Origin of the sequence: Intestinimonas massiliensis (ex Afouda et al. 2020) (genome assembly GCF_900626285.1) — a bacterium.
Taxonomy (GTDB): Bacteria; Bacillota; Clostridia; order Oscillospirales; family Oscillospiraceae; genus Flavonifractor; species Flavonifractor massiliensis_A.
On record NZ_LR131147.1, the window covers coordinates 2,916,054 to 2,935,540 of the forward strand.

Consider the following 19,487-nt stretch of genomic DNA (forward strand, 5'->3'; position numbering starts at 1 on the left):
ATGAAACGAGCTCTATCCCTTTCCATTCTGGCTCTTACGTTGGCAACGATGCTGTGCCCCGCGGCCCTGGCAGCGGAACCGGTGTGTGCCGGCGCCTCTGCCCAGGTGTGCTATCCCACCTCCATCACCCGCAGCGAGGACGGCACGGAGCTGAAAAAGATCTACGACCTAGGGCCGGAGGATGACCCGGCGGGCATCCCCCGCTCTGACTTTGAGCAGGATGGCTTTCACTATACCCTGACCGACCTGCTGAAGCAGGAGCTCCCGGAAAACGAAAGCCGCCAGCATACGGAGACCGTCTCCCTGCCCAGCAAGAACAAGGATATGGAATCCGTGCTGGCGCTGCTGCCCACAGAGAAGGAATTTATTACCGACGACGGCCTGTCCGGCACCCTCAGCCTGGACCTGTCTACCGTCCGGGTAGAGGTGGCCGGTTACGGCAGCTCCACCAAAGAGGTCTCTGCCACCAGAACCTACCCCAACCTGGCCAACCAGGACACCCAGTACATCCCCAAGAGCATCCAAGAGGACGGGCGCACCCTGACCCTCCAGACCATCAACTGGCAGACGGACAACACGGCCAGTATGGACGGCTACGCTCTGGGGGATCGATTTACCGCTGTGGCCACCTACACCGGTAGCGCCACCAGCAGCTATGTGAAGGGCTATACGGTGACGGCAGACTACACTGGCACGGTCAGCCGGATCGCCCTGAACAAAGTGCGCTATGTGGCCATCTTTGAGGGAACGCCACTGGAACCCATCCTGCCGGCAGAAACGGAGGACTCCGCGCCTGCCCAGTTCAACTGGCTGCCCATTGCGGTGCCCTTTGGCGTCGTGGCCCTGGCCGGCGTAGGGATCGGGGCAGCTCTGTTTATGAGACGCCGCCAGGAGACGACAGAGGAGGATGACCAATGAAAAAGCTGATAACCACCTGCCTGACCATCTGCCTGTCCGCGGCCCTGGCCCTGCCCGCCAGTGCCTTGGATTACAGTATTGATGCCCCCGGAGACCCGGACTATGGTTCTCCCACCTCTATCGAAGTGATCTACACGGCGGACGGTGGAGCGATGAAGAATGAGGATGTGAGCAAAAACGCGGCGCTGATCCCGCCCACCTTCGGCAGTCTCAGTGCGGACACCCTTGGGACGGGCACCTATCTGACCCCCGATCTGGCCCCCGGCGGCATGGCTGTTGGGACGATCACCGGCGGCAATATGCCCGTTATCTTCCCGCCTGCCTCAGATGCAGCAAGCGGCAGTTCCGGGGAAGCCAGCACCACCGTTGGGTATACCTATGTAACCGATGACCTCTACTATTCCGGCGGCTATCTGGCCACGCTGAAGATCCCCTCCATCGGGGTGAATGTGAAGGTATACGAGGGTACCGGCACCACACCTCTGGCCAAGGGCGCCGGGCATTTTACGGATACCAGCATCTGGGATGGCAACGTGTGTATTGCGGCCCACAACCGCGGCGCACACGCACAGTTTGGGAAGATCCACACGCTCTCCGCTGGTGACAGAGTGACTCTGACCACTAAGCTGGGCACCCGCACCTACGAAGTGACCAGTGTCAGCAAGATCCTGGAGACGGATACCAGCGGCTTGACCGCTACCACAGGGAACCAGATCACCCTGTACACCTGTGTCGCAAACCAGCCCGCCTACCGCTGGATGGTGCGGGCAGTAGAAATCTAGGAGGGATGGAAATGAAACGACTGCTTTCTATGCTTTTGGCCCTGGTGCTTGCCCTGGGCCTGCTGCCGGCCGGCGCCTTTGCCGCCTCATCGGAGGAAGAAGCTTTGGGTGAGATCAACATCTTCAACGGCGGCTACCGCATGAACTATCTGGCGATGAATGGCCAGGTACAGTCTCAGAATTATGTCTATTACCTGTTTGACACCGGCAGCGGCACCAAGGAAATCCCGGCATACTGTGTGACGCCCAATCAGCCTGGTGTCCAGAAGGTGGTGGAAGAAGGTGAAAGTATCCGCTACCTGGCAGAGGAAAAAAGCAGCGATCCCAAGGTGGTTGGCATTGTGGCCAGCGGCTACCCCACTCGCCCCTTGTCCGAACTGGGCCTGGAAAACAAATACCAGGGCTTTTACGCCACCAAAATGGCGCTGTGGAGCTATCTCATCAGCGACTGGGATATCAACAAGCTCACGGTAAATCCCAACCTGTCCGGGGACGAGGCAGAACGGGCAAAGAAGATCCTGGCGGCAGCCAAGGACATCTATGCCCAGGGCACCGCCTGGAACGACATGAAAAGCCCGGAGGTAACCTGCACGCCGGATCGTGACACCGCCTACGAGGTCACCATTGACGGCAAGCAGTACAAGCAGCAGGAGTTCACTGTTTGGTCCAAGACCTGGGTGAACAACTATGCCATCAACATCGCCTTCACTGACCCCGCAAGTGTCCCCGCCGGCACCCGCATTGTAGACGAAAATAACCAGGACATCACGTCTATCAAGGCGGAGTGGATGAACAATGGCCACGGCGGGACCTTCAAGGTACTGTATCCGGTGGAGAGCATCCAGGGCCAGGCAGGCAGCGTCCAGCTCTCCCTGAACTGCGAGGTGTATGCATACGCTGTGTTCTTTGCCAGCTGCCTGGAGAAAGACGAGTACGGCAACCTGCAGAACTATGTGGTGGATACCGACCCCACCACAACGCTGAACTTCAATGCCATCAGCAGCTATGCGGATACGCCGGAGAAAGATCCTCCGGATACGGGCTTGCGGATCCTGAAGTACGAGACCGGGACGGAGATCCCACTCAGCGGCGCCCGTTTTGAGGTCATTGGCCCGGATGGCGATTCCCTTGGCGTATTTATTACCCAGGATGACGGACGCATTGAAATCCCCCTGACCATTTGCGGCAATTACACCGTCATTGAACGGGATGCGCCGGCAAACCATATCATCAGTGAACAGCCTGCCCAGAATGTCACCGTGGTCTACAATGAAGTAGCCGAGGTGGCATTTTTTAATGATCCGTATGGCTCCCTCCGCATTGAGAAGCGATCTGACACCGGAGAGTATCTGCCCGGCGCGGTCATTACCATTGAGCACATTGAGTCTGGCCTGACCTTCACTCAGGAGACTGGCCCCGCCGGTGTAGCAGTGTTTGGAGAGATCCCCTTGGGCGCATACCGAATCCAGGAGCAGACCGCCCCCGAAGGGTGGCTGAAGGATGACACCATCTACACTGCCACCGTGGTGGCCGGGGAGACAACTACCCTTCCCATTATCAACAAGGAGCTCCCGGGCCTGCGCATCGTAAAGTATGACCGCAAAAACTATATGGTCATGGCCGATGTCTATTTCGCCATCTACCGGGACGGCGACTACCTGGGCAACTTCAAGACCAATGAATTCGGGGAAATCCTACTTACCGATCTGGAGCCCGGCACCTACCGAGCCTTCGAGGTGGACACTGGAAACGAAGGCTATATCCTGGATACCACGCCCCAGGAGGTGGAGCTAAAGGCGGGTGACGGCATCAAAGAGCTGGTCTTTTTCAATGACATGAAACCGGGGATGCGGTTGATCAAGGTGGACTCCGCCGACCCCTCCAAGGTGATTTCCAACGCAGTCTTTGAAATTGAGGCAGTAGATGGGAGCTTTGGGCCGGAGGAATTTACCACCAATGAAAGCGGAGAAATCGACCTGTCTCATTTGCCTGCCGGGGTTTTCCGGGTAACCGAAAAGGTGTGTGAGGGGTACATCATCGACGATGCCCAGCGCATCATCAATCTGAAGCCCAATGAGGATGCGCAGTTTATTTTCACCAATACGGTCAGGCCCTCCCTTCAGCTGATCAAGCTCAGCGCAGACGGTTCTCGGCTGGCGGGTGTTACCTTCCGCATCGCAAAGATTGAAGATGGCAGCCATTACCTTGACCGCACCACCAATGATCGGGGGGAGATCCTGATCTCGGATCTGGAGCCTGGGGTATACTCCGTAAAAGAGCAGTCCACTTTGGAAAACCACATTTTGGATCCCAAGGAGTATCATGTGGAACTGTTCCCCGGGCGGACCAGCACGATCACCCTGACCAATGAAAAACGCCCCAATTTGATCATCCATAAGCGGGACGCGGACAGCGGACAGCCGGTCCCCCATACAGTTTTCCTCGTGAAGGGTGCGGACGGCCATTCCATTGCCGAGGTGGAAACCGATGAAAACGGCATCGCAGTGGTGGAAAATCTGCTGCCCGGCGTGGTAGAGGTCGTCGAAAAGTCGGTACCGGAGCCCTATCTGCTGGCGGAGGAATCCCAGCTGGTTACGCTCTATCCCAACAGAGATCGGGACGTATACTTTGAGAATCATAAGCGGCCCACCATCGAGATCATCAAGGAAAACGAGATCACCCATGATCCGCTCTCCAATGTCCCCGTGCAGGTCTGGTACGCCAGCAACAACACATCCACCGGAGAGTACAACGACCTGGGCGTGTTCTACACGGATGAAGAGGGACGCATCGTTCTCAGTGATCCGGACATTTCCCTCCGGGATGGCTGGTTCCGAATCGAGGAACTGGAAGCGCCGAATGGGTTCAGCCTGACGGAATCCAGCAAGCAGGAGGTATTCATCGCGGCCGGCGAGGGACACACCTTCCGCATCTATAACCGTCCCAACTCCGCTATCGTCGTGTGGAAGTATGACAGCGTCCACCCGGAGCAGGCCATTGAGGGCGCGGTGTTCCAGGTGCGGTATCTCTCGGGTAACACCAGCGGCACCGGCGGCACGGTCATCGGCACTTACCACACCTCGGCCAACGGCTCCTTCACCGTCACGGGCTGTAAACCGGGCACTTATATCATCGAGGAGCTCTCCAGCGATGGCTCCCACGTCATCGACACCCCGCCCCAGACAGTCTATCTGTCCGGCGAGGAGCAGGAGGTCGTACAGGTTTATTTCGGCAATAGCCCCAAGGGCTCCTTGCTCATCAAAAAGGTTTCCAGTGCGGACAATAGCCCCATTTCCGATGTGCAGTTCTTCGTGACCGAGAGTGATGGCACTGTGGTCGGCAACAGTAATGGCTACTTCACCACCGATTCGGCAGGCACCATCCTCATTGATAACATCGATCCCGGCACCACACTGGTAGCAAAAGAGGTCAAAGCAAAAGAGGGCTTCCTCCTGGATGACACCCCCCAGACCGCCCAGATCAAGGCCGGCCAGACCACGACATTGGAATTTCGGAACAAACCGATGGGCAATCTGGTAATTGAAAAGTGGGGACGGAACGGCTCTACAGAAGTCCCCCTGGAGGGCGTCAAATTTGAGATTAAGTACGCCAATGGGCAGTATGTGGACGCCGCAGGAGGCACGTTGTCCAGCAATGGTATCTATTATTCTGACTCCACAGGAAAGGTCATCCTGTCCGGGATCTCTGGAACAGTAGTAGTGACTGAACTTGAGAGTGTGCCTGGGTACACCGTCGACCCGGATAGCCAGAGCCAGACCGTCACTATTAACCCCAATGACACCCAGACGATCCGATTTTATAACAATGCTGTGGGCGGCGTGGAGATCATCAAGGTGGATGAGGCGGACAAGACCCAGCGGCTGGCTAACGCAACCTTTGAGATCCGCAAAATGGATGATGCCTTGGTGGATACCGTGACTGTCGATCAGAATGGCCGAGCGTTCCTTCCCCTGGAGGATGGCGCTTATTATGCGCTGGAGGTCACAGCTCCGGAGGGCTATAAGCTGGATGATACCCCTCACTACTTCGAGGTGAAGGACGGTAAGACCAGCAAACTGACAATCACCAACCGGGCACTTTCAGGTATCCTCATCCATAAGACAGACGAAAGCACAGGAGAAGGCATCTACGGGGTGAGTTTCCTGCTCTACGACAGCAGCAACACCCCCATAGGCCAGTACACCTCGGACGATCGGGGCTATGTCTATATCGAGGATCTGGAGGCGGGCCGCTATTATTTGCGGGAGCTGGAGAACGAGGGCTATGTCCCGGATACCCAGAAGAAAACCGTCTATGTCAAGTCCGGGGAAACCACCGAGGTGGAATGGGAAAACACGCCCATTACCGGACAGATTCAGATCACCAAGACTTCTGCGGATTACAACAGCATGAATGGCTGGCCCGCAGGGACGCCCATTCCCAACACCGTTTTTGAGATCTACAATGACCGGACCGGGAAGCTGGTAGATACCATCAAAACGGACCGGAACGGTGTGGCGGTCTCCAAGCCCCTGCCCCTGGGCCGGTACAAAATCGTGGAAGCCCAGGCAGCGGAGTTTTATGGACTGGACAAGACCCCTATCCAGGTGGAGCTGGAGTTTGCCGGTCAGATCGTCAAGACTGCCATGACCAACAAGAGCCTCTATACCAATGTCAGCATCAAGAAGACAGGGTACGTGGAGGTTATGCCCGGCCAATCTATCCGCTATGACTTCAGCGGGATTGCCAACAACTCCACCACCAGCCTGACCTCCTTCTATTGGCGGGAGCGCGCTTTGTTCCTTGACAATCTGCGTAGAAATACGCAATAAAACAAGGCAGATTTTACAAGAAATCTGAACTCTATGCTTGATTCGGCAGGGGCAGAACCTGCCTGACCCGGTGTGACGGGTAACCAAAACTCTGATACTCCGACGTGCATCCATAGTGTCATGTGGAATGTACGAAGCTCGGTAAAGAGCGGAGGCATGGTTTGAGACAGCCATGCGCCGCGGGAGGCTATAAATCGGTCATGTCTAGTATGTCTTGTTGCAACCGACATAGTCCTGAGAGTACGGCTCGTAAAGTAGAGGGTGATTATACAGCCACCCGCCCCATGAGGGGAACTGTCGCCGCTGAAGTTTTCGCGCGCGGAAAGCGGCAGAAAGCCATTGAGGCCGAATGTCCTTGGCAGAATATCACACAAGCCAAGGATGGCAGTCGGGCCAGAGGGACGGACTAAAACCGACATGTAAAGCTAAAGCATAGGGAACAAAGGAACCACGGACGGCACTTCAATCTGTTGAAGTAAGTGAAGTGACACCTTTGCCGCGCAGGTAGGAAATGACCTGCTAATCCGTGGGACAGCAGCCCGTAGTAGCGATGATGTCCGCAATAATAAGGCGGACGGAGTGAAGGGGCATAGTCAGTGCAGATTGTATGTGAACAGGAAGTCGAGGAAGCCGTAGGCATACCTGACTAACACCAGAAACACCAATTCCAGAGAGGAGGCGGTGCGTATGGCACAACAATTCGACAGCCCACAAACCGAAACCCAACTACGCGAAATCCAGGACAAGCTGTATCAGCACAGCAAGGAGGTCTATGACGCGGGCGGCCGCCCAGCGATCAAAGGACTTCTGGAAATCATGTCAGCAGAAGCAACCATTGTAACCGCAATCCATAACATCAAACGCAATCGTGGCAGTGAACCTCCCGGCGTGGATTCCAAAACTATGCGTAAAGATTATCTGCAACGTTCCCATTCGTGGGTTATTCGGGATATTCAGAGCGCATTTAAGCATTATGAACTGCAGCAAATACGCCGGAAGTACATCGACAAACTAGGAAAGGCCGAAAAGCGTCCTCTAGGAATCCCTACCATACGGGACAGAATCGTGCAGGAATGTATGAGGATTGTGCTGGAACCCATTTTAGAAGCACAATTCTTTGCCCACTCCTATGGATTTCGCCCCATGCGGGACACAGCTATGGCGTTGGAGCGCATTAAAAGACTATCGCATACCACAGGCCACTATTGGATTGTTGAGGGCGACATCAGCAAATGCTTTGACAACATCGACCACAGTGTCCTTCTGAGACGTCTATACCATATAGGCATCAAGGATAGGCGCGTTCTGCAAATCGTCAAGGCCATGCTGAAAGCTGGGATTATGGATGAATGTACCATAAATGAGTATGGAACCCCACAGGGCGGTATCATCAGTCCACTGTTGGCGAATGCCTACTTGGACATTATGGATGAGTGGATTACCAAGCAGTGGGAAAATAAGAAAACCAGACATATATACGCCAGTCCGGGAAACAGGCGAGGCGCCCTGTATAAAACATCGTTAATTCCGGGATGTCTGGTACGGTACGCAGACGATTTTGTCATCATCACAGATACCCGTGACCATGCCGAACAATGGAAAGCTAAACTGCAAGTATTTCTACAAAACAGGCTAAAGCTGGCACTATCCACAGAGAAAACTCTGATAACAGATGTCCGAAGAAAACACATCAAATTCCTTGGCTATGAGTTCAAAATGATACCGGGGAACAGCAAAAAAGGCTATATCACAAAGACGATTCCAGATAGAGACAGACTACAGCGAAAGGTTGACAGTATCGCGGAAAACATCAAGAAAATCCCCCAGAATTACAGCCGGGAGCAATTTATTGGTGAAATAAACCGCATCAACAGCCAAGTGAGAGGAATCATTCAGTACTACCAATGCTGTACGTGGGCAAATCTCGCCATGCACAAGTACTCCCGTAGATTGCAGTTGATTGCTAAAAGCAGACTAAAGCAATACCGGGGAGAATGGATACCGGCAAATCAAACGCAAAATCTTCCACATATCCACCAACAGCGCAAGCAAAAGATTCCCTCTATAAAGTACCGCAATATTTACGTTGGCTTTACCGCTCTTGCATTTTGCAAGTGGGAAAACGTCTTACCGAAAAACCAGTCTGAAACGCCCTACTCGGAAGAAGGCAGACAGCTATACTTCAAGCGCACGAAGAAAAAGCGAATGAACGCTCGGCTGGATGAAATGTACTCAGAAAACACCAGCAGGGCTGTCTGCTACAGCAAATGGGGCAATCTCAATAATTTTGAGTTTACGATGAACAGAGCCTATGCGCTCAACCGTGACGGACTGAAATGCAGGGTATGCGGAGGGTGGCTGATTTCCAGTACGCTATGCACACACCGCATCAATCCCTGTCTCCCGCTGAACCAAGTCAATCGTGTCAACAATCTGGTTTCGTTGCACAAGAAATGCTTTGATGCTGTTAATAATCCCAACCAAGATATAAGTGAATTTGATAGCCAAACACAGCAGAAAATTAAAGGTTTACGGGATAAACTGATAACTTCACATACATGCAACAATTAATCTGCATTGATGGAGCGCCGTGTGCGATGAAAGTCGCATGCACGGTGCGAAGCGGGGGAAAATCCGCTCTGACTGCTGAATCCTTAACAGATTCAGTAAAAGCGGCGGATTACCTATCGCTATTACCCTGCCCACTCAGGCGGTACGGCTGGATAAGATCATCACCGGAACCTACAATGTAAACGGCAGTTACAAGGTGGTCTACCAGACCAACCTGAGCGGCGGCACCTGGCGCACCATGTACGATAACCTGAACACCAGACAGAACTACACGCTGGATGCCTCCCCCGCCGCGCTGGGACTGGCCTCCAACGAGTATGTGACGGCGTTCATGGTGTCCTTCGGTGTGGTGCCCGCCAACTTCCGGCAGGTGGAGGCTCCGCAGGTCTACTGCAATGTCGTCTCCCAGCTTGCCGGCGGAACTCAGTTCACCAATCAGGCGGATGTGGGCGGCGTTTATGACGGACAGTGGATCATGGCCACCAGCCGGTGGGTCACCAGGGTCTACAAGCCCTCCCAGCCTCTGCCCCGAACCGGATATTGAGAACCCACCCAACGGGGCCATCCGCAAGGATGGCCCCACCACTTTTTTGGAGGTGTTGTAAGTGAAAGAGATCAAACGGTATGCCAGGCCCATGCTCATTGTGCTTCTGCTGATGCTGCTCTTCACCATCCCGGCCATGGCCACCAGCGGCAATGTGGCCGGCGCGGTGCAGCAGACCTGGAAGGATGCCGCGACCCAAATCAAGACCGTGGTAGACAGTGTTGTCTTTCCGGCCCTGACCATGATCCTGGCTATCGCATTCTTTGTCAAACTGGGTATGTGCTATTTTGAATACCGGGAAAGGCAACGCTTTGAATGGACGGGCCCGGCCATTCTGTTCGTCTGTCTCATCTTCGTGCTTCTGGCCCCCAAGTACATTTGGGGCATTGTGGGCATCTGATCGCCCCGGAAACGGAGATGGAGGTGAGATAAAAGCGTGTTTATCTGGGACTTTGTGGCCAATCCCGTCATGGACGCACTGGTGGATTGGTTTTACAGCCAGGTTGTAGGCTTCCTGGGGGCGTTCTTCGCCCAGATGGGCAATATGGGGGTGGAGCTGTTTGAACTGGAGTGGGTTCAGGCTGTGGTTCAGTTTTTCTCCCAGTTGGGCTGGGCCCTGTATGGGGTCAGCCTGGTGGTGGCCGGCTTTGAATGCGGGATTGAGTATGCTTCCGGAGGACGGGGGAATTTCCAGCAGGTGGCTCTGAATGCCATCAAAGGATTTCTGGCGGTCAGCCTGTTTACCATTGTCCCGGTCCGTCTCTATACCCTATCAGTATCTCTTCAAGGCACCTTCACCACCGGGATTTCCCACCTGGGAATCGGTGAGCTGGGCGCCTCCGTCCTGGAGGGGATGGATATTGATTCGCTGATGGATCTGGCCGTGGAGACGAACTGGGGGATCGGCACAAACCCCATTATGATCCTCTTCTGCATGATCCTGATGGCATACGCCGTGATCAAGGTGTTCTTCGCCAACCTCAAGCGGGGCGGCATCCTGCTCATCCAGATCGCTGTGGGGAGCCTGTACATGTTCTCCATCCCCCGTGGCTACACGGATGGCTTTACCCAGTGGATGAAGCAGGTCATTGGCCTGTGCCTGACTGCCTTTTTGCAGGCAACCATATTGGTGGCCGGGCTGATGGTATTCAGCGAACACCCCCTGCTTGGGCTGGGGCTGATGCTCTCCGCGGGAGAGGTGCCCAGGATTGCAGGTACCTTTGGCTTGGACACCACCACCAGAGCCAACATCATGTCCGCGGTCTATACGGCACAGGCGGCGGTGAACACGACAAGGACCATTGTGCAGGCGGTGACGAAGTAGAAACAATCTATGGATATTATGCTTGCATTGCCTGCAGCTTCTTTGTTGGGTTTTATGAATGGCTTTATGCCTTGCATTTGGGTATGCTTGCTTTGCAATGACAGAGAAAGNACCATCCCCAATACGTTGGAGGCTGCCCAGAAGATGGTGGGTGGGTATATTGAGATCATCAGTCTGGATGATGTCTGCCTGGTCTGCAACGAGGATGGAAAACTCACCGGCCTGGAGGGCAACCGCCGGCTGGGAAACGACATCATCACCGGCACCTTTTTCCTGACGGGGTGTACAGATGATGGCGACTTCTGCTCTCTCACTCCGGAGCAGATGGAGCACTTCACCCAGCGGTTTGCGCAGCCGGAAACCTTCCAGCCCGGCGAAGTGGAAAACGCCTTCCGCTTTGAGTTCTACTCCATGTGAGGTGTGTCCTATGGAAAAGATTGAATTGAAAGTAGCCATGGAACCGGAGCGGCTGGATGCTCTCCGGTATTTTTTGTCCGCCAGGGAAAAGAGCACACCTGAGAAGGAACTTCAGTGTGCATTGGATCAGCTCTATGAAAAGTATGTTCCGGCGGAGATGCGGGAGTATCTGGACAGCAAGTGCAAACCGTCTGCTTCCCGCCCCAGACCCCGGCGGAGTGCCAGGGCAAAGCAGGGTTCGCTTGAGCAGCCAGCAAGAAATAGTACGGTGTCGGAACAGGAGGTGTCCCAATGAGCGGTTCTGTTGAAATTGTGACCTGGATTCACGAGTACGAGCTCAAGGCATTAAACCGCCAGCTCACCAAGGACGGGACAGACGTTGAAAAGCTGATGCAGAAGGCGCTGGCCGATCTGTACACTGAGCGCGTCCCCCTGGAGGAACGGCAGGCAATACAGGAACGCCTCGAAACGGAGCGTGCGGAACAGCTCGCTCGACAGATGGCCGACACCACTTGGACCGCATACCATGTCACTGGTCATGGCGCGGAGCAGTATTTCAAAACAGCCACAGCAGATCAGCTGCTCCATACAGGTCTGCGCTTGCGCACCTATCTCTCTGAGGAGCCGAATCCTCATCCGGATTCTTTTGCGGGCCGCTTCAGAAACCAGCAGCCTATCACCAAGGAAGAGTTCGACCAGATGGTGGCACAAAGGCTGGAGAACACCGGACGTGTATCCGGTGTCTTTGACTTGGACTTTGACAAGGAGGTGTTCTCCGCTGTCAGCACGATGGATGGCTGGCATACCTATCGGATGCACGATGTGAGCATTGCGGCCTACCACGCATTCCGGAAACAGGATCTCTCTACAGATCAACGCTGGGAGCGCCTGCTCAACAAACTGGATGGGAAAGAGCTGACGCCGGACTCTGAGCCTCCGGTGTTGTGCGGCAGCCGCCGCTTCCGTCTGGAGGAGCTTGCTCTGGAGCATGAGATCAATGAGCTGGACAACCGCCTCACGTTCTATCTGCTTCCCAACCATGACCCAGAAGCTGTGTTCGGCCTTCATGTTGCAGAGGCTGACAACGACGACTTCCTGACAGCCTGTGCTGTCTATGACCTGGACACCGGAGAGGTGTGCAACTCCCTGTCTGTATTTCACGACCAGGGTGCAGAGGGAGAACTGGAGTATCAGTATCCGCTGACCGTCCATGAACAGATGGTGCTGAGCGAAAAAATGGATGCCATCTGTGTGGAGCTGAACGGCGTGCATCTGGCGGAGTGCCGGGCACACTATCTATCCGAAATGCAAGGGCCTGCAGTGCCTCAGTTATAACCACCGCTGTGGTTACCCCCGTGTGGGCCGCTGTGAGGCGCTGTGTGCCTGCCTTCGGCCGCAAGGGGTATCCCTGCCCCTCCAGCAGGGGACGGAGGACGAAAAAAAAGCAGGCAGAAAAAGCCGGGGTCGTGAACGCCCCGGCTCTCTCACTTCTGCCCGCAGTGCGGGCAGTTCCGGGCTTTTCCCATCGGGGTTGTTAAAGCGAAAATAACACGCCATAGGGGTTGCGAATCCCCGCAAGCCCCGCCGTTTCAGGCTTTTGGGCGGGGTTGATAGCGGACCTGACATGAATTTGATTGAAAAGGAGGTCCAAAGATGAGAAGCGCAAAAGCGACTGAAGGGTTCCCGTATGACAGCAACCGTATCTGCTACATCGAATTATTTCCAACCGGCGAGATCAACCAACTCGTCACATATGGTGAAAAATTTAAAGGATACATGCGTGCCAGGCAGGGTACCAGCAAACTCTTTGCAGTGTGGCCTGGTCATTGGCGCAGTGATCTGTTCATCATTGATGACCTGGAAGCGTTTCGCATTGGTCAAAGATTACTGAGAGTATGAGGTGAACTACGACATGAGTTACACAAAGAAAAAATTCGCTCTCTGGCTGACACCGGGAACAAAAGAACTGGTGGAACGCTGCTATCAGCTTGACAATTCCCAGAGTCAGAGCGAATTCATTGAACGAGCCATTCAGTTCTACACTGGTTATCTGGAGGCCGAGCAAGACGGAACATACCTTCCGGTCACCTTGTCTGCTGTGCTGGAAGGATCACTGGGTGCTCTGGGAGATCGTCTTGGGAAACTGCTGTTCAAGATGTCGGTGGAGATGTCCATGATGATGCACCTTATGGCACACGACACTGACGCCACTCTGGATGAACTGGAGCAACTGCGCGGCCGATGTGTAAAGGATGTGATGCGTACCCATGGCATGATTAGTTTCAAGGAGATCTTCCGATTCCAAAAGAGGTTGTAAGTCATGCCGAAACTGGTGCAGAAGTGTGGTTACATCCGCGCAGGCAGTGCGGCGAAATACATGAAGTACATTGCCACTCGAGAGGGTGTGGAGAAACTGCATGGCCGCGGCCCTGTCACACAACCACAGAAAGAAATCATTGAGAAACTGCTCAAGGACTTTCCGGACACCAAGGAACTGTTCGAGTACAGTGACTACTGCGCCTGTCCTTCCTTTGGCAAAGCCTCCGAGTTTATCACCATGGCACTGGATTCCAACGTTCACACTATGGAGACTGGAGATGGCTATCTCAAATACATCGCCACCCGTCCTCGCGTGGAGAAACGTGGCGATCATGGACTGTTCAGTGACTCATATGATGTATCGCTCAAAGATACAATGGCTGAAGTAGCGAAACACGAAGGGCCTGTCTGGACGGTCATTCTTTCTCTGCGGCGTGAAGATGCGTCAGCTCTTGGATACGACAGTGCTGAGAGTTGGCGCACTCTTCTCTTGCAGCATAAGACTCGGCTGGCACAGGCTATGAAGATCCCAGTGGATGACTTCCGATGGTGTGCGGCCTTTCACGATGAAGGGTACCACCCACATGTACACATGATGGTGTGGTCCGCAGATGAAAAACATGGTTACCTGAACAAAGCGGGTATTGCGGCTATGCGATCTGCGCTCACCAATACGATCTTCCGGGATGAGATGCACAATCTCTATGTGAAAAAGGATCTGGCCTATGAGGATCTGGTAAACCAGTCCCGCTCCGCAATGACGGAGTTTATCTCTCGAATGGAAACCTCTGCGTTAGAGAGTGATTCGCTTGCCGAGAAAATGGTGGAGTTGGCCAATGCCCTGGGCAGCGTAAAAGGGAAAAAGCAGTATGGATACCTGCCCAAAAGGGTAAAGGAACTGGTGGATGCGATTACCGATGAGTTGGCACTGCAGCCGGATGTGGCTGCCTGTTATCAGGTCTGGAATGACTTGCGCGATGAGTTGGAAAGGTACTACAAGGATAAACCACGCATCCATAATCCTCTCTCCAAGCAAAAGGAATTCAAGGCAATCAAGAACTCCATTATCCGTGAAGCTGAACATCTTCGTTTGGAGTTGGAACAACAGGAGATCAGTTCCGCCAGCCCGGAGCAGAAGAAAGAGTCAGAAAAAGATAAACCAACCGCATCACCGGAAAAGACGGATACCGCTCAACAGCAATATAAGTCACAGCCAATGAACCATCACAACCCGGCAGTAATGGTGACAGTGACTCGACTGCTCTATCATATGGGACGGATTTTTCGAGATAATGGAATGGCGCCTGCCAGTCCGTTGGGCCTTCGAATGGATTCCAAGCGCAGGAAAAAGTTGATGGCTAAGCGACTTGCCCTTGGTCATAAGGCGGATGATCATGAGGAACAGAACTGGCAGAATGGTCCGTCGATGTAAAGGAAAGGAGGTACTATGGCACAGTATATTCATTTCACTGATGAGCAGAAACAGCGAGCAGCTGAAGTGGATCTGGAAGAATTCCTACGCCAGAGAGGAGAAAAACTCCTTCCTTCTGGACGGGATAAGAGGCTCGATAGAGATCACAGCGTGACCATCCGTGGCTGTGAATGGTTCGATCACGACAGCCGTCAGGGTGGAAATGCGATCAGCTTTGTCCGGTGGTTTTATAATTACAGTTACCCAGAAGCCGTCAAAGCACTTCTGGGTGGTGAGCAGGGTACAATATACCCATCTGCTGCTGAGCGGGAGAAGCCACCACAAAAACCGTTTGAACTTCCTGAAGCGAATACCAATATGCGGCGCATTTTTGCCTACCTGATGAAGCACCGGCACATTGACCGTGATGTGATTGCCTATTTTGCGAAGGCAAAGACACTCTTTGAGGACAGCAAATATCACAACTGCGTCTTTGTGGGGACGGATGAACAGGGCATTCCACGCCACGCGCACAAACGCAGTGCCAACAGTTTTGGAAAGTCCTTCCGGCAGAATGTGGAGGGCAGCGATCCCAAATATAGTTTTCATCACCTTGGCACTGACGGAAAGCTCTATGTGTTCGAGGCACCCATCGATATGCTCTCCTTCATCACCCTGTATCCTGAAGATTGGAAATCGCACAACTATGTTGCCTGCTGCGGAACATCTGCGATCCCTGTAATGTCAATGCTTTCCCGTATGCCCCACGCACAGGAGGTGTTCTTATGCCTGGACAATGACGCAGCAGGTCAGGCAGCAAGCCTCCGTATGGCTGAACAGATTGCCGAACAGTTTGGAATCGCCTCGGATCGCCTGGCTCCCCAAAACAAAGACTGGAATGATGACCTGTGTGTTCTGGAGGACGCACAGGTCCCTTTTCTGGAAACGGGGTGACGCAATGACTGAACAAGCATGGGGACTGATTGTATTGTGCGGCGGAATGCTGCTGGTGTTGATCATTGCCTCCATATTCACTCAGCGATATTCCCTAAACCGTATCAAATCCAAAACCGTTGGTGACGGCCAGCATGGTACCGCACGATGGGCTACCCCAAAAGAGATCCGTCAGACTTATAAGCATGTGCCTTTCCAAGTCGATGAATGGCGTCGTGGCAAGAATCGGCCAGAGGCACAGGGGATCGTCTTAGGGTGCATCGGACGCGCGTCTGTCAAAGCCAAGAAGCATTCCAAACATGGTGGGCTGAAAGCTCTTGTAGACTGCGACGATGTTCACTTCCTGATGATTGGTGCATCCGGTGTTGGCAAGACTGCCTTTTTCCTGTACCCCAATCTGGAATATGCCTGCGCCTGTGGTATGAGTTTCTTGGCGCTGGACACCAAGGGCGACTTGGCGAGGAACTACGGTGCTATTGCCAGCAAGTATTACGGTTATAAGATTTCCGTGATCGACCTTCGCAATCCGACCAGATCAGATGGTAATAATCTTCTGACGTTGATCAACCGTTATATGGATTTGGCTCAGGAAGATCCCAGCAATCTGGCTGCCAGAGCCAAGGCCGAAAAGTATGCCAAAATTCTCGCCAAGACCATAGTTAATCCAGATGGCGACGCTTCCTCTTATGGACAAAATGCATTTTTCTATGATGCAGCAGAAGGATTGCTTACTGCTGTGGTACTTTTGTTAGCAGAATATCTTCCACCAACAAAAGAAGATTCAAGTGAGAGAAGGCATATCGTATCGGTGTTCAAACTGATTCAGGATCTGCTGGAGTCCCCTGGGCCAAGGCAAAAAAACTACTTCCAGCAGCTAATGGGGAAACTCCCCGATAATCACAAAGCGAAATGGTTTGCGGGAGCCGCACTCAACACCTCGGACCAGGCAATGGCGTCTGTCATGTCCACGGTCTTGTCCCGACTGAATGCGTTTCTCGACAGTGAATTGGAGCAGGTCATCTGCTTTGACAGCGCCATTGACGCGGAGACATTCGCCAGCCAGAAATGCGCTATCTTCCTGATCCTACCGGAAGAAGACACGACCAAAAACTTCATGGCCGGACTGATGATTCAGAATCTGAGCCGAGAACTATTTGCTGTTGCCGATGAGAACGGCGGAAAACTAAAAAACCGTGTGGTGTTGTTCTGTGATGAGCTTGGTACCATGCCGCCCTTTGATATATTGCCCCTATTCTCCGCCGGGCGCTCCAGGCGGTTGACCCTGGTGCCGATCATCCAATCGTTGGCTCAGCTTGAAAAAAACTACGGCAAGGAGGGCAGCGAGATCATTCAGGATAACTGTCAGGATACAATCTTCGGAGGCTTTGCACCTGGCAGCCAGACAGCAGAAGTGTTGTCCAGGAACCTTGGAACTCGCACGGTGCAGTCTGGCTCGGTGAGCCAAAGCAAGAATGATCCCAGTCAATCCCTGCAGATGGTAGAGCGGCCCCTGATGACGCCAGACGAGTTAAAATCAATTCCCAAGGGGCACTTCGTTGTTATGAAAACTGGTTGCCATCCAATGCAGACCCGACTCCGACTCTTCCTAGAATGGGGCATTACTTTCGAAAAAGAGGGATACACTGTGCCGGTACATGAAAATATGCAAGTCCACTACGCGGGGCGAAAGGAGCTGGAGGAAAGCATTCTATGTCATGCCTTGAAAAATACAGCATCGGAAAAGGCAGATGCAGCACCACAGCAAAACGGAAGTCAAAAAGCTGCAGAGGAAGATGCTCATGCTCCCGCTTCCGACGATACAAGTCTGAGAACATAATTGGAGGTGAACATGGTGGGCTATTTTGAATCGATCTATGCTGATACTGAATTGCCTCATCGGTGCAAAACCGTTTACATTTACCTCCGGGATCGGGCCAATGCATCAGGCACCTGTTGGCCAGGAATTAAGACAATCGCCTCAGATCTTGGCTTATCACGCAGCACTGTGAAGAGAGCAATCAACGAGTTGGAACGCAAAGGCTTCCTACTCAAGAACCCAAGATACCGCGCAAATGGCAGCCATACCTCAAATCTATATACTGTGCGCTAAAGCGAAAAAGTGGTTTGTACCATATTCTGATACAAACCACTTTCTCTTAAATAATTTGCCGCCAAGGGGTTTATATGCCCTGACGATGGACCGAGGGTGGGTTCATTATGGTCCCCCCAGAAGATCCCACTCTATTGGAGAACTTAATACAGAGAATAGTCTATATCTATGCTTGCGGATGACTTCATTTTTTAGCAAAAGCAAATCAAACGCATGAGACTGCTATTCTATGTTCCTATCCAAGCCAGCGAAGAAATCATCATAAGAGCAACTGTAAATTTTACGCAATTCAATCAACACACTCGCCCGGATATTCAACTCCCCTGACTCATATTTGGCATAGGCAGTTCGCCCGATGTCGCAGCCTCTTCGCTGTAATTCGGCACAGAGTTTCTCCTGGGAGATGCCATACTGATCCCGCAGCCGCCTGAGGTTAGAGCCCATGTTGCGGTCACGACGGATTTTTTGCTCCATCTGCGCGTCCTCCATTGACCAGTATTGGTTGCAACCGCATCTATTCTACGGTACAATGGTGGCAAATATTGTCCGTGATACTGGTCAACCTTTGGCAGGCAAATGAAGGCATACGGCACAAATGCGAATGGTAAAATCTGGTTAGTGACGGGCGAATACAGCGTGAGCATTCTCGTGGATAATGAAGTGCGGTGTGCCCAAAGGGCAGTTAATCCACTGTTGTTAGTAAAATAGCTGTCCGTATTATTTAACAGGTAACCTGCAATTATACTCTCAAGTCCAGGCAATGACACTCTGGAGAAAGAGTACGGGGGTGCGACCTGAAGGGGGAATCCGATGATTGTAATAGTCTGTTTGGACGATAAAGGCGGCATGATGTTCAATCACCGTCGGCAGAGTCGGGATAAGAGCTTGTGTGCGCAGATCTTAAGATTGACGAAGCACTCGATTTTACACATGAGCCACTATTCCGCTAGATTATTTTCTGACCTCAATCCTCCTGATCTGACTGTTTCGGATACTTTCTTGCGAGATGCCGGCAATGGGGACTTCTGCTTTGTCGAAGATGCCGCATTGGCTCCGGTCGAGAAACGCATTGAAAAACTGATTATTTTCAAGTGGAACCGAACCTACCCAGCCGATCGGTATTTTGATTTGAAGCTGCATGAAGGAACATGGCATCTTGCTCTGTCAAGCAACTTTACCGGATACTCACACGAAAGAATCACTATGGAGGTATTTGAACGGTGAAACAGAAAGTTACATCCATTTTCCTGCTGGCAGCTCTTGTCCTTTCCCTCTTAGTTGGTTGTTCGACGGACGAAGGCAACT

Annotated in this window: 17 protein-coding genes and 1 pseudogene; 17 read left to right on the top strand and 1 reads right to left on the bottom strand. The window is 53.0% G+C overall.

Annotated features, from left to right (window positions below):
* The 16 genes and pseudogenes from E0E41_RS14375 (at position 1) to E0E41_RS14450 (ending at position 18,182) form a co-directional block, all read left to right on the top strand.
* Positions 1 to 918, top strand: coding sequence for a cell wall anchor protein (locus E0E41_RS14375; RefSeq protein ID WP_130870483.1), 918 nt, complete (start codon positions 1 to 3; stop codon positions 916 to 918).
* On the top strand, positions 915 to 1,700 hold the full coding sequence (locus E0E41_RS14380) for a class D sortase (protein WP_130870484.1): 786 nt from the start codon (positions 915 to 917) through the stop codon (positions 1,698 to 1,700). The genes E0E41_RS14375 and E0E41_RS14380 overlap by 4 nt, the downstream gene beginning before the upstream one ends.
* An 11-nt stretch (positions 1,701 to 1,711) precedes the next feature.
* A complete protein-coding gene (locus E0E41_RS14385) occupies positions 1,712 to 6,532 on the top strand; it encodes a SpaA isopeptide-forming pilin-related protein (protein WP_165450560.1) in 4,821 nt (1,606 codons plus the stop codon).
* Positions 6,533 to 7,219: 687 nt separating this feature from the next.
* On the top strand, positions 7,220 to 9,103 hold the full coding sequence (locus E0E41_RS14390; protein ID WP_130870485.1) for a reverse transcriptase domain-containing protein: 1,884 nt from the start codon (positions 7,220 to 7,222) through the stop codon (positions 9,101 to 9,103).
* A 124-nt stretch (positions 9,104 to 9,227) separates the two neighbouring features.
* Positions 9,228 to 9,647: pseudogene (locus E0E41_RS14395) on the top strand (hypothetical protein); the annotation flags it as partial.
* A 91-nt stretch (positions 9,648 to 9,738) separates the two neighbouring features.
* Entirely contained in the window at positions 9,739 to 10,047 is a 309-nt protein-coding gene (locus tag E0E41_RS14400; protein ID WP_207303254.1) for a DUF3852 domain-containing protein, read from the top strand.
* A 36-nt stretch (positions 10,048 to 10,083) separates the two neighbouring features.
* Entirely contained in the window at positions 10,084 to 10,971 is an 888-nt protein-coding gene (locus tag E0E41_RS14405; RefSeq protein ID WP_130870488.1) for a conjugal transfer protein TrbL family protein, read from the top strand.
* A gap of 66 nt (positions 10,972 to 11,037) precedes the next feature.
* Positions 11,038 to 11,388, top strand: coding sequence for a DUF3846 domain-containing protein (locus tag E0E41_RS14410; RefSeq protein WP_165450561.1), 351 nt, complete (start codon positions 11,038 to 11,040; stop codon positions 11,386 to 11,388).
* A gap of 10 nt (positions 11,389 to 11,398) precedes the next feature.
* On the top strand, positions 11,399 to 11,683 hold the full coding sequence (locus E0E41_RS14415) for a DUF6103 family protein (RefSeq protein ID WP_130870490.1): 285 nt from the start codon (positions 11,399 to 11,401) through the stop codon (positions 11,681 to 11,683).
* Positions 11,680 to 12,723, top strand: a complete 1,044-nt coding sequence (locus E0E41_RS14420) for a hypothetical protein (protein WP_130870491.1) — start codon at positions 11,680 to 11,682, stop codon at positions 12,721 to 12,723. Before E0E41_RS14415 ends, E0E41_RS14420 begins: the two co-directional genes overlap by 4 nt.
* Before the next feature lie 318 nt (positions 12,724 to 13,041).
* The gene (locus tag E0E41_RS14425) at positions 13,042 to 13,287 is read left to right on the top strand and encodes a hypothetical protein (protein WP_130870492.1); all 246 of its coding nucleotides are present in this window, start codon (positions 13,042 to 13,044) and stop codon (positions 13,285 to 13,287) included.
* 13 nt (positions 13,288 to 13,300) lie between these two features.
* Positions 13,301 to 13,705: a hypothetical protein gene (locus tag E0E41_RS14430; protein WP_101692050.1), complete on the top strand. Its 405-nt coding sequence runs from the start codon at positions 13,301 to 13,303 to the stop codon at positions 13,703 to 13,705.
* Positions 13,706 to 13,708: 3 nt separating this feature from the next.
* Positions 13,709 to 15,139: a MobP3 family relaxase gene (gene mobP3 / locus E0E41_RS14435; RefSeq protein ID WP_165450562.1), complete on the top strand. Its 1,431-nt coding sequence runs from the start codon at positions 13,709 to 13,711 to the stop codon at positions 15,137 to 15,139.
* A 15-nt stretch (positions 15,140 to 15,154) separates the two neighbouring features.
* Positions 15,155 to 16,072, top strand: a complete 918-nt coding sequence (locus E0E41_RS14440; RefSeq protein ID WP_130870493.1) for a DUF3991 and toprim domain-containing protein — start codon at positions 15,155 to 15,157, stop codon at positions 16,070 to 16,072.
* A gap of 4 nt (positions 16,073 to 16,076) precedes the next feature.
* Entirely contained in the window at positions 16,077 to 17,909 is a 1,833-nt protein-coding gene (locus tag E0E41_RS14445) for a type IV secretory system conjugative DNA transfer family protein (RefSeq protein ID WP_101691730.1), read from the top strand.
* A 15-nt stretch (positions 17,910 to 17,924) separates the two neighbouring features.
* Positions 17,925 to 18,182: a helix-turn-helix domain-containing protein gene (locus E0E41_RS14450; protein ID WP_180956741.1), complete on the top strand. Its 258-nt coding sequence runs from the start codon at positions 17,925 to 17,927 to the stop codon at positions 18,180 to 18,182.
* Between the two features lie 222 nt (positions 18,183 to 18,404).
* Here E0E41_RS14450 and E0E41_RS14455 read toward each other — a convergent pair whose 3' ends face one another.
* Entirely contained in the window at positions 18,405 to 18,656 is a 252-nt protein-coding gene (locus E0E41_RS14455) for a helix-turn-helix domain-containing protein (RefSeq protein ID WP_130870494.1), read from the bottom strand.
* Between the two features lie 336 nt (positions 18,657 to 18,992).
* On the opposite strand from E0E41_RS14455, the gene E0E41_RS14460 reads away from it, so the two are divergent.
* Positions 18,993 to 19,406 carry a ribonuclease Z gene (locus E0E41_RS14460; RefSeq protein ID WP_130870495.1) on the top strand — a complete coding sequence of 138 codons (414 nt, stop codon included), beginning with the start codon at positions 18,993 to 18,995 and terminating at the stop codon, positions 19,404 to 19,406.
* Positions 19,407 to 19,487: the final 81 nt, after the last annotated feature.

Excerpts from the sequence above, each read along its gene's own strand:
- E0E41_RS14430 (WP_101692050.1), top strand. The coding sequence starts at position 13,301 with ATGAGTTACACAAAGAAAAAATTCGCTCTCTGGCTGACACCGGGAACA.
- E0E41_RS14420 (WP_130870491.1), top strand. The coding sequence starts at position 11,680 with ATGAGCGGTTCTGTTGAAATTGTGACCTGGATTCACGAGTACGAGCTC.
- mobP3 (WP_165450562.1), top strand. The coding sequence starts at position 13,709 with ATGCCGAAACTGGTGCAGAAGTGTGGTTACATCCGCGCAGGCAGTGCG.
- E0E41_RS14455 (WP_130870494.1), bottom strand. The coding sequence starts at position 18,656 with ATGGAGCAAAAAATCCGTCGTGACCGCAACATGGGCTCTAACCTCAGG.
- E0E41_RS14425 (WP_130870492.1), top strand. The coding sequence starts at position 13,042 with ATGAGAAGCGCAAAAGCGACTGAAGGGTTCCCGTATGACAGCAACCGT.
- E0E41_RS14445 (WP_101691730.1), top strand. The coding sequence starts at position 16,077 with ATGACTGAACAAGCATGGGGACTGATTGTATTGTGCGGCGGAATGCTG.
- E0E41_RS14400 (WP_207303254.1), top strand. The coding sequence starts at position 9,739 with ATGCTCATTGTGCTTCTGCTGATGCTGCTCTTCACCATCCCGGCCATG.
- E0E41_RS14390 (WP_130870485.1), top strand. The coding sequence starts at position 7,220 with ATGGCACAACAATTCGACAGCCCACAAACCGAAACCCAACTACGCGAA.
- E0E41_RS14375 (WP_130870483.1), top strand. The coding sequence starts at position 1 with ATGAAACGAGCTCTATCCCTTTCCATTCTGGCTCTTACGTTGGCAACG.
- E0E41_RS14385 (WP_165450560.1), top strand. The coding sequence starts at position 1,712 with ATGAAACGACTGCTTTCTATGCTTTTGGCCCTGGTGCTTGCCCTGGGC.
- E0E41_RS14415 (WP_130870490.1), top strand. The coding sequence starts at position 11,399 with ATGGAAAAGATTGAATTGAAAGTAGCCATGGAACCGGAGCGGCTGGAT.
- E0E41_RS14380 (WP_130870484.1), top strand. The coding sequence starts at position 915 with ATGAAAAAGCTGATAACCACCTGCCTGACCATCTGCCTGTCCGCGGCC.
- E0E41_RS14440 (WP_130870493.1), top strand. The coding sequence starts at position 15,155 with ATGGCACAGTATATTCATTTCACTGATGAGCAGAAACAGCGAGCAGCT.
- E0E41_RS14460 (WP_130870495.1), top strand. The coding sequence starts at position 18,993 with ATGATTGTAATAGTCTGTTTGGACGATAAAGGCGGCATGATGTTCAAT.